The organism is Kineococcus sp. DHX-1 (assembly GCF_042473625.1).
In the GTDB taxonomy this organism is placed as follows: domain Bacteria; phylum Actinomycetota; class Actinomycetes; order Actinomycetales; family Kineococcaceae; genus Kineococcus.
This window is the reverse complement of sequence record NZ_CP170445.1, coordinates 1,917,425-1,931,600: the sequence shown is the minus strand read 5'-3', so window position 1 is coordinate 1,931,600 and position 14,176 is coordinate 1,917,425. Positions and strand designations below refer to the sequence as shown.

Annotated in this window: 18 protein-coding genes, 1 pseudogene and 1 riboswitch; of the genes and pseudogenes, 5 read left to right on the top strand and 14 right to left on the bottom strand. The window is 75.2% G+C overall.

Translation table 11 applies throughout. The annotated features are described in order from the left end of the window. The first annotated feature begins 9 nt into the window (after window positions 1–9). Window positions 10–663 carry a TIGR03085 family metal-binding protein gene (locus ACFEMC_RS09295; protein ID WP_380175696.1) on the top strand — a complete coding sequence of 218 codons (654 nt, stop codon included), beginning with the start codon at window positions 10–12 and terminating at the stop codon, window positions 661–663. Here the strand turns inward: ACFEMC_RS09295 and hisF are convergent, their stop codons facing one another. Continuing rightward, complete coding sequence (gene hisF / locus ACFEMC_RS09290; protein ID WP_380175694.1) at window positions 664–1,437, bottom strand: imidazole glycerol phosphate synthase subunit HisF; 774 nt, start codon at window positions 1,435–1,437, stop codon at window positions 664–666. 24 nt (window positions 1,438–1,461) lie between these two features. Between hisF and ACFEMC_RS09285 the strand changes: the two genes are divergently transcribed. Then, window positions 1,462–2,757, top strand: coding sequence for a GNAT family N-acetyltransferase (locus ACFEMC_RS09285; protein WP_380175692.1), 1,296 nt, complete (start codon window positions 1,462–1,464; stop codon window positions 2,755–2,757). Beyond that, a complete protein-coding gene (locus ACFEMC_RS09280; protein WP_380175690.1) occupies window positions 2,739–3,308 on the top strand; it encodes a dephospho-CoA kinase in 570 nt (189 codons plus the stop codon). The genes ACFEMC_RS09285 and ACFEMC_RS09280 overlap by 19 nt, the downstream gene beginning before the upstream one ends. On the opposite strand, the gene ACFEMC_RS09275 is transcribed toward ACFEMC_RS09280, so the two are convergent. The 7 genes and pseudogenes from ACFEMC_RS09275 to rpe form a co-directional block, all read right to left on the bottom strand. Then, complete coding sequence (locus tag ACFEMC_RS09275) at window positions 3,305–3,763, bottom strand: PH domain-containing protein (protein ID WP_380175688.1); 459 nt, start codon at window positions 3,761–3,763, stop codon at window positions 3,305–3,307. The genes ACFEMC_RS09280 and ACFEMC_RS09275 overlap by 4 nt on opposite strands. After that, entirely contained in the window at window positions 3,751–4,596 is an 846-nt protein-coding gene (gene hisG / locus ACFEMC_RS09270) for an ATP phosphoribosyltransferase (RefSeq protein ID WP_380175686.1), read from the bottom strand. Before hisG ends, ACFEMC_RS09275 begins: the two co-directional genes overlap by 13 nt. Before the next feature lie 10 nt (window positions 4,597–4,606). Continuing rightward, window positions 4,607–4,870 carry a phosphoribosyl-ATP diphosphatase gene (locus tag ACFEMC_RS09265; protein WP_367639864.1) on the bottom strand — a complete coding sequence of 88 codons (264 nt, stop codon included), beginning with the start codon at window positions 4,868–4,870 and terminating at the stop codon, window positions 4,607–4,609. Between the two features lie 53 nt (window positions 4,871–4,923). Then, on the bottom strand, window positions 4,924–5,409 hold the full coding sequence (gene ribH, locus ACFEMC_RS09260) for a 6,7-dimethyl-8-ribityllumazine synthase (RefSeq protein ID WP_380175683.1): 486 nt from the start codon (window positions 5,407–5,409) through the stop codon (window positions 4,924–4,926). A 47-nt stretch (window positions 5,410–5,456) separates the two neighbouring features. Next, window positions 5,457–6,044 (bottom strand): annotated as a pseudogene (gene ribB, locus ACFEMC_RS09255) (3,4-dihydroxy-2-butanone-4-phosphate synthase); the annotation flags it as partial. A gap of 2 nt (window positions 6,045–6,046) precedes the next feature. Then, entirely contained in the window at window positions 6,047–6,679 is a 633-nt protein-coding gene (locus ACFEMC_RS09250) for a riboflavin synthase (RefSeq protein WP_380175681.1), read from the bottom strand. Window positions 6,680–6,992: 313 nt separating this feature from the next. After that, window positions 6,993–7,121: riboswitch (FMN riboswitch) on the bottom strand. Between the two features lie 76 nt (window positions 7,122–7,197). Further along, the gene (rpe, locus tag ACFEMC_RS09245; protein ID WP_380175679.1) at window positions 7,198–7,869 is read right to left on the bottom strand and encodes a ribulose-phosphate 3-epimerase; all 672 of its coding nucleotides are present in this window, start codon (window positions 7,867–7,869) and stop codon (window positions 7,198–7,200) included. A gap of 63 nt (window positions 7,870–7,932) precedes the next feature. On the opposite strand from rpe, the gene ACFEMC_RS09240 reads away from it, so the two are divergent. Further along, the gene (locus tag ACFEMC_RS09240) at window positions 7,933–8,199 is read left to right on the top strand and encodes a hypothetical protein (protein ID WP_380175677.1); all 267 of its coding nucleotides are present in this window, start codon (window positions 7,933–7,935) and stop codon (window positions 8,197–8,199) included. Beyond that, window positions 8,196–8,591, top strand: coding sequence for a type II toxin-antitoxin system death-on-curing family toxin (locus tag ACFEMC_RS09235; protein WP_380175675.1), 396 nt, complete (start codon window positions 8,196–8,198; stop codon window positions 8,589–8,591). Before ACFEMC_RS09240 ends, ACFEMC_RS09235 begins: the two co-directional genes overlap by 4 nt. A 10-nt stretch (window positions 8,592–8,601) precedes the next feature. Here ACFEMC_RS09235 and ACFEMC_RS09230 read toward each other — a convergent pair whose 3' ends face one another. The 6 genes from ACFEMC_RS09230 to def form a co-directional block, all read right to left on the bottom strand. Next, window positions 8,602–9,642 carry an alpha-hydroxy acid oxidase gene (locus ACFEMC_RS09230; RefSeq protein WP_380175673.1) on the bottom strand — a complete coding sequence of 347 codons (1,041 nt, stop codon included), beginning with the start codon at window positions 9,640–9,642 and terminating at the stop codon, window positions 8,602–8,604. An 84-nt stretch (window positions 9,643–9,726) separates the two neighbouring features. Next, on the bottom strand, window positions 9,727–10,503 hold the full coding sequence (locus ACFEMC_RS09225; protein ID WP_380175672.1) for an isocitrate lyase/phosphoenolpyruvate mutase family protein: 777 nt from the start codon (window positions 10,501–10,503) through the stop codon (window positions 9,727–9,729). Window positions 10,504–10,527: 24 nt separating this feature from the next. Then, on the bottom strand, window positions 10,528–11,067 hold the full coding sequence (locus tag ACFEMC_RS09220; protein WP_380175670.1) for a GNAT family N-acetyltransferase: 540 nt from the start codon (window positions 11,065–11,067) through the stop codon (window positions 10,528–10,530). Window positions 11,068–11,092: 25 nt separating this feature from the next. Further along, window positions 11,093–12,556, bottom strand: coding sequence for an RsmB/NOP family class I SAM-dependent RNA methyltransferase (locus tag ACFEMC_RS09215; protein ID WP_380175667.1), 1,464 nt, complete (start codon window positions 12,554–12,556; stop codon window positions 11,093–11,095). Next, window positions 12,553–13,473: a methionyl-tRNA formyltransferase gene (fmt, locus tag ACFEMC_RS09210; protein ID WP_380175665.1), complete on the bottom strand. Its 921-nt coding sequence runs from the start codon at window positions 13,471–13,473 to the stop codon at window positions 12,553–12,555. The genes ACFEMC_RS09215 and fmt overlap by 4 nt, the downstream gene beginning before the upstream one ends. Further along, window positions 13,473–14,018, bottom strand: coding sequence for a peptide deformylase (gene def, locus ACFEMC_RS09205; RefSeq protein WP_380175663.1), 546 nt, complete (start codon window positions 14,016–14,018; stop codon window positions 13,473–13,475). The genes fmt and def overlap by 1 nt, the downstream gene beginning before the upstream one ends. Window positions 14,019–14,176: the final 158 nt, after the last annotated feature.

Here is a 14,176-nt window from a genome sequence, read left to right as displayed (position 1 = left end):
ATCGGCGCCATGGTCCTCCCCTCCAGGAATCCCGGCGACGCGCGACGCGAACGGGACGGGTTGTGCGACAGCGCGTTGCGCGTCGGTCCGGACGCGCCGACGCTGTGCGCCGGCTGGGACGTCCGGGACCTGCTGGTGCACCTGGCCGTGCGCGACAACCGGCCGGACGTGGCCCTCGGCGAGGCTCTTCCGCCGTTGCGGTCGCACCGCGACAAGGTCGTCTCCGAGCTGGCGTCGCAGCCGTTCGACGCCCTCGTCGAGCGCGTGCGCAACGGCCCCCACGGTCCGCTGCGCGTGCGGGCCCTCGACGGCCTGGTCAACAGCGCGGAGTACTTCGTGCACCACGAGGACGTCCTGCGCGCGCAGCCGGGGTGGAACCCCCGCGAGCTGCCCCGGGGCCAGGAGGACGCTCTGTGGCGGATCGTGCGGGTCACGGGCCGCGTCGCCTACCGCCGCTCCCCCGTCGGCGTCGTGCTGGTGACGCCGGAGGGGCCGCGTGCGGTGGTGCGGCCCGGCGCGGAATCGGTCGCGGTCACCGGCCCGGCCGCCGAGCTCCTGCTGCACGCCTTCGGCCGGCGCACCCGGGCCCTCGTGCACCTGGAGGGCACCCCCGAGGCCGTGGCCCGGTTCCGCGGGACGTACCCGGGCGCGGTGGGCGAGTAGTCAGCGGACGGGGGCGCCGCCCTCCCTCAAGGCGTCCTTGACCTCGCCGACCGTCAGCTGGCCGAAGTGGAAGACGCTGGCGGCCAGGACGGCGTCAGCGCCCGCGGCGACGGCGGGCGGGAAGTGCTCGACCGCACCGGCCCCGCCGCTGGCCACGAGCGGGACGGTGACGCGGGACCGGACCGCGGTGAGCATCTCGAGGTCGAAGCCCTGCTTGGTGCCGTCGGCGTCCATCGAGTTCAGCAGGATCTCCCCCGCGCCGAGCTCGGCGGCGCGGGCGGCCCACTCGACGACGTCCAGACCCGTGCCGCGGCGGCCGCCGTGGGTGGTGACCTCGTAGCCGGACGCGGTCGTCGGCTCCCCCGGCAGCGTGCGGCGGGCGTCGACGGACAGGACGAGCACCTGAGCGCCGAACCGCTCGGCGATCTCGGTGATGAGCTCTGGCCGGGCGATGGCTGCGGTGTTGACGCCGACCTTGTCGGCACCGGCGCGCAGCAGCTTCTCCACGTCGGCGACCGCCCGGACCCCGCCGCCCACGGTGAGGGGGATGAAGACCTGCTCGGCGGTGCGGCGGACCACGTCGTACGTCGTCTCCCGCGACCCCGAGGAGGCGGTCACGTCGAGGAACGTCAGCTCGTCGGCGCCCTGGTCGTCGTAGCGGCGGGCCAGCTCGACCGGGTCGCCGGCGTCGCGCAGGTCGGCGAAGTTGACGCCCTTGACGACGCGGCCGGCGTCCACGTCGAGGCAGGGGATGACACGGACGGCGACGCTCACGGGGGGAACGGTACCGTCGCAGCCGTGCAGCACACCGGACTCCCGACCCGTCCCGAGTTCCGCCTGACGCAGGTGGACCCGGACGACCGGGAGGCGCTGCGCGCCTGGGCCGTCCCGAGCCGCACCTCCTTCCTGGAGGCCGCCCCCACCGAGGAGTCCCTCGACGACCGGCTGCGCGAGGTGCGCGGGCACCGGCTCACGGCGGTGCACGACACCGTCGCCGGCGAGGACCGGGTCGTGGCGACCCTGCGCACGTTCGACTCCGAGCTCACGGTCCCGGGCGCCGGGCCCGTCGACGTCGACGCCGTCTCGACCGCGACCGTCCTGCCCACGCACCGGCGCCGGGGGCTGCTGTCCCGCATGCTGACGGCCGACCTCGAGCGTGCCCGCGCCGCGGGGCACGCGCTGGCGGTGCTCATCGCCGCGGAGGCACCCATCTACGGCCGCTTCGGGTTCGGCGCCGCGACGCGCGCGACGAGCCTCGTCGTCGACCACGCGCGGGTCGCGTTCCGCCCCGACGCCCCCGCCGCGACCGGCTCGCTGGAGTTCGTGCCCGCCGGTCGCACCGAGGAGCTGGCCGCAGTCCACGACGCCGCCCGGCGGCAGCGGCCCGGCGGGCTGCTGCGCGACGCGGCGTGGTGGGAGGCGGCGGGCCGACGGGGTGAGGGCCGCTGGCTGGGGACCCGCGGGCACGTCGTCCTGCACCGTGACGACGACGGGATCCCGGACGGGTACGCGGCCTACGACGTCACCGACGAGTCCGTGGGCCGCGTCCCCAACGGGACGGTCCACCTGCGCGACCTCACCGCGACGACGCCGTCGGCCTACCGGGCGCTGTGGGAGTTCCTCGCCTCGATCGACCTCGTCCGCGTCACCCGCGCCGCGGACCGGCCCGTCGACGAGCTGCTGCCGCACCTGCTCCTGGACCCGCGAGCGGTCCAGACCGGGCCCGTCGACGACTTCGTGTGGCTGCGCGTCCTGGACGTCCCCGGCGCGCTGGCGGCCCGCCGCTACCTCGGCTGCGGCACGCTCGTCCTGCGCGTGGAGGACCCCCTGGGCCTGGCCGGGGCGACCGTGCGCCTGCACGTGGCGGCCCAGCGCTGCGGCGCCGACGGCTGGGTGTGCCCGGAGGTGACGACCACCGACGCCGAACCCGACGTCGTCCTGCCCGTCGCCGAACTGGGGTCGCTGCTGCTCGGCGGGACGTCCGCCGTGGCGCTGCAGCGGGCGGGCCGCATCCAGGCGACCCCGGCGGCCGCCCACGCCCTCGCGACGCTCATGGCCACCCCGGAGCAGCCGTGGTGCCCCACCTGGTTCTGACCGGGTCCCCTCCCCCTGCGCTGCAGGCGCTCGCGGACCGGGTCCTGGCGCGGCTGCAGCAGGTCCCGGCCCCGCCCGCGGGTCCGCTGGTCCTGGCCGTGGACGGGCGCTCGGGCGCCGGCAAGACCGACCTGGCCGCCGTCCTGGCGCACCGGACGGGTGCCGCCGTCCTGCACATGGACGACCTCTACCCGGGCTGGGACGGGCTGGCCGCGGCCGTGGACCTGCTGCGGGACCTGTTGACGGAGCTGCGCACCGGTCACCCCGTGCAGCAGCCCGTGTGGGACTGGGCGCAGGGTGCCTACACGCGCGCGGTGCCGCTGCCCACGTCCGGTGTGCTCGTCGCCGAGGGCGTGGGTGCGGGCTGCGCGGCCCCGGTCGACCTGCTCGTCGAGCTGACGGCCGCGAGGGGCGTCCGCCGCGACCGTGCACTGGCGCGCGACGGCGCGACGTACGAGCCGCACTGGGAACGTTGGGCGGCGCAGGAGGCGGACTTGTTCGCGCGGCGACCGCTGGACCCTGACCTCCGGCTCGCCACCGACGCCTCCTAGGCCCGGGGGGCGCGGTCCTCCACGAGCCGCGCCAGGCGCAGCGCCTCGGCCTTGGCGTACTCGCCGTCGGCGCGCTGGATCCCCATCACGGCGAGGTTCTCGCCGTCGTCGAGGTCGAGGGTCAGCCACGGGTCGGCGCCGCCGAAGCGGACGGCGACGACCTCGCCCCACTCGACCTCGCGGGTGAAGACCACGTTGCGCACGACGAGCGCGCGCTCGGTCACCCGCGCGTTGACGGTGACGAGCCGGACGAGTCCGGCCGAGACGATCGCGCCGAACACGAGGGCCGAGACGGTGTCCTGCCCCGTCCAGCCCGACTCCGGCGCCAGGGACAGCCCGATGGACATGCCCACCATGACGACCGCGATGCCGACGGCGAAGGCGAGGCCGACCACGCGGGCGCGACGCGGCCGGAAGGACCGGTCCGTCGGGGCCGCGGACGTCACAGGCGGCACGCGTGGATGCTCGTGACGAGGATCGCCCGCGCCCCGAGCTCGTACAGCTCGTCCATCACGCGGTTGGTCTCCGAGCTCTTCACCATGGCGCGCACGGCGACCCAGTCGGGGCTGGCCAGCGGCGAGACGGTCGGCGACTGCAGGCCGGGGGTGATGGCGCAGGCCCGTTCCACGATCGCCTGCGGGCAGTCGTAGTCGACCATGACGTACTGGCGGGCCACGAGGACGCCCTGCAGGCGGCGGACGAGGACGTCGACGGCAGGGTCGGCCGGGGCGCCGGCGCGGCGCACGAGCGTCGCCTCCGAACGCATGATCGGCTCGCCGAAGATCTCCAGGCCGGCGGCGCGCAGCGTCGTGCCCGTCTCGACCACGTCGGCGATCACGTCGGCGATGCCGAGCGCCACCGCGGTCTCGACCGCGCCGTCGAGGTGGACGATGTCGGCGGTGACGCCGTGCTCGGCGAGGTGCTTGGCCAGCAGACCCGAGTAGCTCGTCGCGATGCGGCGGCCCTCGAGGTCGCGGACCCCCGACGCCACCCCGGGACGCCCGGCGAAGCGGAACGTGCTGCGCGCGAAGCCGAGCGGGAGGACCTCGTCGGCGGGGGCGCGGGAGTCCAGCAACAGGTCGCGACCGGTGATGCCGGCGTCCAGCGTCCCGGACCCCACGTAGAGCGCGATGTCGCGCGGGCGCAGGAAGACGAACTGGGCCGAGTTGTCCGGGTCGTCGAGGATGAGTTCCTTGGCCTCGCGCCGCTGGTTGTAGCCGGCCTCGCGCAGCATGGCGGACGCGGCCTCGGACAGGGACCCCTTGTTGGGGACGGCGATGCGCAACACGGGTGAGCTCCTAGAGGTGGGCGTACACGTCGTCGAGGGTCAGGCCGCGGGCGATCATCAGCACCTGCAGGTGGTACAGCAGCTGCGAGATCTCCTCGGCGGTCCGTTCCCCGCCCTCGTGCTCCGCGGCCATCCACACCTCGGCCGCCTCCTCGACGACCTTCTTGCCGATGGCGTGGACGCCCGCGTCCAGTTCCCGCACCGTCCCCGAGCCCTCGGGCCGGGTCAGCGCCTTGTCGCTCAGTTCGGCGAACAGGGCGTCGAAGCTCTTCACGGGCCCAGAGTCTAGGTGGTCGGGCGCGCCCGCCCGACCACCCGGGCCCCCTCTCAGACCCCCGACGGGGGCGCCACGTCACGCAGGGCGACGACCGTCTCGAGCGCCGCGAGGACGGCCTCGGCGCCCTTGTCCTCCCGCGACCCGCGCAGCCCGGCGCGGTGCAGCGCCTGGGCCTCGTTGTCGACGGTGAGGACGCCGAAGCCGATGGGCACGCCGGTCGTCACCGCGACCTGGGTCAGGCCCTGCGTCGCGGCGTCGCACACGTACTCGAAGTGCGGTGTGCCCCCGCGGATCACGACACCGAGGGTGACCACCGCGTCGAAGCCCTGCCGGGCCAGCCGCGCGGCCGCCACGGGCAGCTCGAAGGCCCCCGGGACGCGCACCTCGACCACGTCGGTGACGCCCGAGGCGGCGAGCGCCCGGCGGGCCCCCTCCAGCAGCCCGTCCATGACCTCGTGGTGCCAGCGCGCCGCGACCACCGCGACCCGCAGCCCGCTGCCGTCGACCGTGATCTCCGGGCTTCCGTCCCCGCTCATGCCGTCGTCCCTCCGTCTTCCTGTGCACCGCCGGACAGGTGTGCCCGCAGCTCCGCGATCGTCAGCACCGGCAGGTCGAACCGCTCACCGAGGGCGACGATCTGGTCCCAGCGTGACATCGACCCGTCGTCCTCCACGAGCTCGGCGATGATCCCGACCGGGGTGAGCCCGGCGAGCCGGCAGAGGTCGACCGCCGCCTCGGTGTGGCCGGGGCGTTCCAGGACGCCCCCGGGCCGGGCCCGCAACGGGAAGACGTGCCCGGGGCGGACGAGGTCTTCGACCGTCGTCGCGGGGTCGGCCAGCACCCGGGCCGTGCGGGCGCGGTCGGCGGCGGAGATGCCGGTCGTCACCCCCGCGGCGGCGTCGCAGCTGACGGTGTAGTCGGTGCGCAGGGAGTCCTCGTTGCGCTCGACCATGGGCGGCAGCGCCAGGGCGGCGGCTCGCTCGGCGGTCATGGGCGCGCAGAGCATCCCCGAGCTGTGCCGGACCGTCCAGCCGATCCACTCCGGCGTCGCGAGCTCGGCGGCGAGGACGGCGTCCCCCTCGTTCTCGCGGTCGGCGTCGTCGGTGACGAGGACCGGGCGGCCGGCGCGCAGGGCGTCCAGCGCCCGTTCGACGTTCACGTCCGTGGTCACGGTCACGCCTGCGCTCCCGAGACGGTGGGCTCGAACGCCCGCAGCCGCTCGACGTACTTGGCGAGCACGTCGACCTCGAGGTTGACCGTGGCACCGACGGGCTTGGTGCCCAGCACGGTGAGCTCGAGGGTGGCGGGGATGAGGGAGACCTCGAACCAGTGCTCGGCCGCGGCGGGCTCGCTGACGGCCGAGACCGTGAGCGAGGTCCCGTCGACCGTGATGGAGCCCTTCTCCACGACGTAGCGGGCCAGGTCGGCCGGGACCGCGACGCGGACGACCTCCCACGCCTCCCCCGGCGTCCGGCGCGCGATGGTCCCCGTGCCGTCCACGTGGCCCTGCACGATGTGCCCGCCGAGTCGCCCGTGCGCGGCCACCGCACGCTCCAAGTTGACCTTCCGGCCGGGGGCCACGTCGTGCAACGAGCTGCGCTGCAACGACTCCTGCATGACGTCCACGGTGAAGGCGCCCGCTTCGGGCTGGTCGACGACGGTCAGGCAGACCCCGTCGACGGCGATGGACGCCCCGTGCACGGCGTCGGAGACCACGACGGGTCCCCGCACGGTCAGCCGCGCGGACTCCGCGCCGAACTCCACGGCGACGACCTCGCCGATCTCCTCCACGATCCCGGTGAACACGACCCTGCCTCCTCGAACTGTCCTGTGGTCCTGCGGTCCTCGTGCGGTCTGCTCCTCAGCGCTGAGGGGGCGGGAGGGGACCGGCACGGTCACTCGGCCGGACGTCGGCGCGCAGGAGAGGACGGGGTCGTGCAGCGGTCGGGCCAGTCACGGGTCCACCTCCTCCTAGGACGTCCGGTCAGACTCCGGGGAGGTCGAGGGGAGGTGACGGTCCGGCGGCACCAGGAGGCGCCGCAGGGACCGTCGACGGGGCGACGACGACGCACGACGACGGGACCCCTGCTCGGGGGCGCGACGGCGCACGACGACGACGCCGCGCGCTGCCTCCCATCCGGACTTTCACCGTCGGCCCCGGAGTTCCACCGGATCAACCACCCACCGAGGTGGGGGCTCGCGGACTGTCACCGCCGGTTCGGATTTCCACCGACCCCGGAGCACGCGTGTCGTGCGGTCTTGCTCGTGGCGGTCAGTCTGCCACGCACCGGGCCGGTGCACGGCCCGGGAGTGCCGGGTGTCCCTCAGTGGGCGCAGGCCCGTGCCGCGAGGTCGCGCAGCTGGCCGATGGCCGCGGCCGCGTCGTCGGCGCCGTAGACGGCCGACCCCGCGACGAAGACGTCGGCACCGGCCTCGGCGGCGCGTTCCACGGTCGCGGTCGAGACCCCGCCGTCGACCTGCAGGCGCACGTCGAGGTCGCCGATGGCCGCGCGGGCGCGGCGGATCTTCGGGAGCGTGACGTCGAGGAAGCCCTGACCGCCGAACCCCGGCTCGACCGTCATCACGAGGAGCATGTCGAACTCGGGCAGCAGGTCCAGGTACGGCTCGACCGGGGTCGCGGGGCGCAGGGCGATACCCGCGCGGCCCCCCGCCGCGCGGATGTCGCGGGCAAGCTTCACGGGGGCGCGCGCGGCCTCGGCGTGGAAGGTGACCCCGGCCGCGCCGGCCTCGGCGTAGGCGGGGGCCCAGCGGTCGGGGTCCTCGATCATGAGGTGGCAGTCCAGCGGGACGGGGCTGACCCGTTGCAGCGCCTCGACGACGGGCAGGCCGAGCGTGAGGTTGGGGACGAAGTGGCCGTCCATGACGTCGACGTGGGCGGCGTCGGCCGTCGCGATGCGGGCCAGCTCGGCCTGCAGGTTCGCGAAGTCGGCGGACAGGATGCTGGGGTTGACCTGGGGTCCTCGAGCGCTCGGCACGCCCCGACCGTAGCCCGTGGTCAGATCTGACGTCACAGTGCACCACTGGTGTACGGTGACGTCATGTCGACGACGTCCGCCTTCACCCTGCGCCTCGACAGCACGCACCGCTCGATGCTCGAGCGCCTGCAGGCGCGGAACCCAGGCGTCTCGCGGCAGCGCCTGTTCGAGCGGCTGCTGGAGCAGGCCGACGACGCCGACCGCGCCGACGTGCAGGACATCGCCCGCGCCATCTACGCCGAGAACCGCGAGCTGTTCGACTCCCTGGCCGGGGACCTGCAGGGCGAGGACCTGCGCGGCGGGGACCTCGTGAGCACCCGCCGAACGTGATCCTGCCCGTCCGCTACCTCACGGTCGGCGACGTCGTCCGCTTCACCCAGCTGTTCCCCGACGGCCCCTTCGACGTCCGCGACGCGGGTCTGTTGGCCCTGGCCGTGCAGCGGCCGCAGCTGCAGGTGCTCGGCAAGGACGCCTACCCGGACCTGTCCCGCAAGGCCGCGGCGCTGCTGCACTCCCTCGTCCGCACCCGTCCCCTCGTCGACGGCAACGAGCGCACCGCGGTCCTGTCGGCGTTCGCGATGCTGCACCTCAACGGCACCGGTGTCGGGGCCGCCCCCCTGCAGGCCGGGCTCGCGCTGACCCGCGACGTCGCCGACGGCAGCCTCGACGACGTCGGCGAGATCGCCGCGCGGCTGGACTCCCTCGTCCGCCGCCTGGAGTGACGAGCAGGGGTCAGCGGACGACGACGTCGCTGGGCCGCAGGTCCCGCACCGAGCCGATCCCCATCTGCCGCAACGTCGTCGCGAACTCGGCCTGGTAGCGCGCGAGCACGTCCGCGACGCCCTCGGCGCCGTCCGCGGCCAGGCCCCACATCACGGGACGGCCCACGTGCACGGCCCGCGCACCGAGCGCGACCGCCACGGCGGCCTGCGCCCCGCCGCGGATCCCGGAGTCGACGTGGACCTCCACCTCGGAACCGACCTCGGCGAGGATCTCCGGCAGCGCGTACGCGGAGGTGACGGAGTTGCCCAGTCGGCGCCCGCCGTGGGTGGAGACGATGATCCCCTCCGCACCGCCGTCGACGCAGCGACGCGCGTCCCGCGCGGTGAGCACGCCCTTGCACAGCACGGGCAGACCGGAGACCTCCGCGAGCCAGCCGATGGTGTCCGGGGTCAGGTCGAGCGCCATGTCGGTGTCGCTGCCGAAGCGCTCCAGCTCGGCCGCGGTGAGGTTGGCGGTGCGGTTCTTGCGCGGGCCGGCGGGCCAGTTGCGGGGGTCGACGGCCGGGATCTCGCGCCCGATGGGCGTGGTGTCGACCGTGAGGATGAGCGCGCGGGCACCGGCGCTCGCGGCGCGCTCGACGAGCAGACGCGTGGCCTCGCGGTTGCGGGCGACGTAGACCTGGTACCACCACGGGGCGCCCTGGGCGGCGATGTCGTCGAAGCGGGCCCCGGTGTTGGTGGACACCCCGAGCAGCGTCCCGGCCTTGGCGGCGCCCTGGGCGGTGAGGACCTCGCCCTCCGGACGCGCCCCGACCTGCTGCGCCATCGGCGCGACGAGGACGGGGGCCGCCACCTGGGTGCCGAGCACCTCCGTCGTCATGTCCTGGGCGGAGGCGTCGTGCAGGACCGAGGGACGCAGGCGGAAGGCGTTCCAGTCCGCGATGCCCTCGCGGTCGCAGGACCCGTCCCCGGCGTTGGAGCGGTAGTAGGCCGCCACGTAGTCGGGCAGCACGGCGTCGGCGCGGTCGGCGAGGTCCTCGATCCAGGTCACGGGGTCATCCTCGCCCACGGGACGGGCCGGCCGGGACCGCTCGGCGGTTCCGGTGGCCCGTCCGGGGGACTCGGTCCGGGGTCGTCAGTTCAGCGGACGGGTGCCCTCGGGGATGCCGCCGCCGGCGTAGATGCCGCGGGCCGCGTCCTGCAGCGCGGTCAGCGCCACGCGCTGCGTCAGCGGGCCGTAGGTGATGCGGGCGACGCCGAGCTCGGCCAGGCGCGCCTGGTCGGGCACCCCCGGGAAACCGATGACCGACAGCTTCTGCGGCCCGAAGGCGTCGACGAGCTGCACGACGGCGTCCTCGTCGAGGGGACCAGGCACGAAGACGGTCGTGGCACCGGCGGCGAGGTAGGCCTTGCCGCGTTCGACCGCATCGGGGAGCCACACGTCGCGGCCGCGGTCACCACCCTTGGCCAGGGCGTCGGTGCGGGCGTTGAGGACGAAGGGCACGCCCTCGGCCTCCCCGGCCGCGACGACCGCCTCGACGTTCGCGACGGACTCGGCTAGCGGGCGCAGCCGGTCCTCGACGTTGGCGCCCACGACCCCGACGCCGATGGCCTTGCGGACGGTCTCGCCGGCGTTCCCGTAGCCGCCGTCGAGGTCGGCGCTGACGGGCAGGTCACCGGCCGCGACGACGATGCGCCCGACGAGGCTCAGGGCCAGGTCGAGAGGGATCTGCTCGCCGTCGCCGTACCCGAAGGTCGAGGCGATGGAGTGCCCGGCCGTGGCGAGGGCCTTGGTCTGGGGCTCGCCCGCCACGACGGTCGCCGACACGGCGTCCCAGACGTTGACGAGGACGAGGAGCTCGGGGTCTTCGTGCAGCTGCCGCAGTCGCGCGGCCTTCTCGGCGGAGTTCACGGCGCCGACGCTACCGGGGCCCCGTCACGGGGTCGCCGCGAGGTGGCCGTAGAGGCAGAGGTCCTCCCGGCCGTCGGGACCGACGTGGCCCGAGCGCAACACCCCCTCCAGGACGAAGCCGAGGCGCTCGGCGACGGCCCGGCTGCGCGCGTTGCCGACCGCGGTGCGGATCTCGACCCGGACCAGACCGCGGTCCTCGTGCAGGTGCCGCACGAGCGCCGCCGCGGCCCGGGTGACCAACCCCCGCCCCTGGTGGGCGGCGTCGATCCAGTACCCCAGGTCGGCCGACCCGGCGTAGGTGTCGATGCGCGCGCCGACGGCCCCGACCACCTGGCCGCGGTACCGCAACGCCGCCGGGACGGCACGACCGGCGGACCACTCACCCAGCGAGTACCGGGCGTAGGAGGCCGCGCCCTCGAGCGTCTGCTCTCCCTGGGCCCACGCCTCCCAGCGGCGCAGGTGCTCCAGGTTCGCCACCAGCACCGCGTGCAGGGGTGCGACGGTCCACTCCTCGCGCAGGACGAGGTCGAGGTCGTCGTCGACGGGCAGCGCGAATCCGCTCACGGGCGCAGGCTACGGCCGGTGCCCCTCAGGAGGTCCTGCGCACCAGGGCCACGTGCATCGCGTCGGTGCCGTGCGTGTGCGGCCACAGCTGCACCCCGAGGCCGGCGGCCGCGCCGGGCAGCCCCGGGACCACGCGCTCGAGGACGGCGGGGGTGTCGATCCGCTCGGCCGCGACCCCGCGCTTGGCGGCCGCCTTGACCGCGTCGTCGACGACGAGCCGCGTCTCGGACAGCACGGGCGAGCACGTGGCGTACGCGACGACCCCACCGGGCCGCACGGCGTCGAGCGCCGAGCCGAGCAGCTCGCGCTGCAGAGGCGCCAGGCTGCCGAGGTCGGCGGGGGTGCGGCGCCAGCGGGCCTCCGGTCGACGGCGCAGGGCTCCGAGACCGGTGCACGGGGCGTCGACGAGCACGCGGTCGTAGGCGCCGGGTTCGGCGGTACCGACCTCGCGCCCGTCCCCGACGCGGACCTCGACGGTCCCCGCCGCGACGGCCTCGACGGGGGCCAGCGCCTGCCGGACGAGGTCGGCGCGGTGCGGGGCGACCTCGACGGCGGTCAGCTCAGCCCCGCGACCGGCCGCGGTGGCGGCCAGCAGCGCGGCCTTGCCCCCGGGCCCGGCGCACAGGTCCAGCCACCGCTCGTCGCGGCCCTCCACCTCGGCGGTGGCGAGCAGCAGCGCGACGATCTGGGAGCCCTCGTCCTGGACGCGGGCGCGACCGGCGCGGACCGCGGCGAGGCGGCCGGGATCGCCGTGCACGACGTGCGCCGCGGCCGGGGACCAGCGACCGGTCCCGACCTCGACGTGCGCGTCGCGACCGACGAGGTCGTCGACGGTGCTGAGCCCGGGCAGGGCGGCGAGCGCCACCTGGGCCGGGGTGTTGTCCGCGACGAGCAGGTCGACGAGCTCGGCGGGGTCGTGGCCGTGCGCGCGCAGGGCCTCCCGCAGGCTGCGGACCACCCACTGCGGGTGGGAGTACCGGACGGCCAGGTCGTCGTCGCTGTTACCGGGGGCCACCTCGGCGGCCCACTGCGCGAGGTCGCGACCCGACGCCTTGCGCAGCACCGCGTTGACGAGCCCGGACGGCCCGCCGCCGACGTGCGTGCGCGCGACGGCGACGGACGTCGCGACGGCCGCGTGGTCGGGCACGCGCATCGCGAGCAGCTGGTGCAGCCCCATCCGCAGGACGTCCAGGACGCCGTCGTCGAGGTCGGCCAGCGGCCGGTCCACGAGCGTGGCCAGCAGCGCGTCGTACGTGCCGCGACCACGCAGGACGCCGTAGGCCAGCTCGGTCGCGAAGGCCGCGTCGCGACCACCCAAGCGCTTGTCGCGCAACAGCTTCGGCAGGACCAGGTTGGCGTAGGAGTCCTGGGTGGCGACCGCGCGCAGCACCTCGAACGCGACCCCGCGGGCGGGGTCGACGCGCGTGAAGCGGTCCTGCTTCACACCGGTGCGGGGCGTGCGCACCCCGGGGACGGACGGACCGGTCACGCGAACTCCTCCCCCGGCGCAGGCCGGGTCCCGCGCGCCCAGTCGGTCGCGCTCATCGCCTTCTTCCCCGCGGCCTGCACGGTGCCGAGCGCGACCGCGCCGCCACCGGTGCCGACGAGGACACGCTTCTTCTCCACCAGGACCGCTCCCGGCGCCAGCTCGGTGGCGCCGTCCGGCGCGACCGGACCGAGCTTGACCCGCTCGCCGCGGAACGTGGTCCACGCCCCCGGCTCGGGGGTACACCCGCGCACGCGCCGGTCGACCTCGGCGGCGCCCGCGCTCCAGTCGACGCGGGCCTCCTCGACGCCGATCTTCGGCGCGAGGGTCGGCTCACCCTCCTGCGGCGTCGCCACGGCCGTCCCGTCCTCGAGCGCGTCGAGGACGTCCACCAGCAGCTGGGCGCCGGAGACGGCGAGCCGGCCGAGCAGGTCGCCCGCGGTGTCGGTGGCGCCGACCGGTTCGCGCAGCGAGGCGTACACGGGACCGGTGTCCAGGCCCTCCTCGAGCTGGAACACGCAGGCGCCGGTGACGTCGTCGCCGGCCATCACGGCCCGCTGGACGGGGGCCGCCCCGCGCCAGGCGGGCAGCAGCGAGAAGTGCAGGTTCAGCCAGCCCAACCGGGGGACGGCGAGCGCCTCGGCGGGGACCAGGGCACCGTAGGCGACGACGGGGCACGCGTCGGGCGCGTAGGACCGCAGCTCGTCGAGGAACTCCTCCCCTCGCGGGCGCACCGGTTGCAGGACGGGCAGTCCCACCTCGCGGGCTCGCTGGGCGACGGGCGAGGCCGCCTGCCTGCGGCCGCGACCGGCGGCGGCGTCGGGTCGGGTGAGGACGGCGACGACTTCGTGCCGGCTGGCGAGCAGGGCGTCGAGGGAGGCGAGCGCGACGTCGGGCGTTCCGGCGACGACGAGGCGCACTACCTCGCCTGTCCGAAGGTCGCGTGCGGGGACACCTTGACCTGCGGCGTCTGCAGGCCCATCCACTCGGCCTCGCGCACGGCCTTCAGCGCGAGCTTGCGCTGAGCCTTGTCGAGGCGGTCGATGAACAGGACGCCGTCGAGGTGGTCGGTCTCGTGCTGGATGGCGCGGGCCTTGAACTCCGAGCCGGTGATGGTCACGGGTTCACCGTGCATGTCGAAGCCCTTGGCGACGACGTGCAGCGAGCGCCTGGTGTCGGCGACGATGCCCGGGAACGACAGGCAGCCCTCGTCGCCCTCCTGGCACTCCTCGGACAGGTCCAGGACGGGGTTCACGAGGTGCCCGAGCTCACCGTCGGCGTGGTAGGTGAACACCCGCAGCGAGACCCCGAGCTGCGGCGCGGCCAGCCCGGCGCCGGGGGCGGCGAGCATCGTCTCCTCGAGGTCCTTGACGAGCTGACGCAGCTCCTTGTCGAAGGTGGTGACCTCGGCCGCGCGCTGGCGCAGGACCGGGTCCCCGAAGAGTCGGATCGGCTGGATCGCCACGGAGCTCCCTGGATCGACGTGCGGTGTGCGCCCTCGATCCTACGTCCGCAGGCCCCCCGCCTCCGTCTCCGACGTCGTCTCCGTGGAGGGTCGGTCACGGGGCGTGGCCGTCGCGTCGCCCTCGGTCCGGGCACTGGCCTGCCCGGGCGACCCGGCTC

What these genes read in the sequence shown, in the direction of transcription:
- ACFEMC_RS09295 (WP_380175696.1), top strand. Translation starts at nt 10, where the DNA reads ATGGTCCTCCCCTCCAGGAATCCCGGCGACGCGCGACGCGAACGGGAC.
- ribH (WP_380175683.1), bottom strand. Translation starts at nt 5,409, where the DNA reads ATGAGCGGGGACGGAAGCCCGGAGATCACGGTCGACGGCAGCGGGCTG.
- ACFEMC_RS09240 (WP_380175677.1), top strand. Translation starts at nt 7,933, where the DNA reads ATGTCGACGACGTCCGCCTTCACCCTGCGCCTCGACAGCACGCACCGC.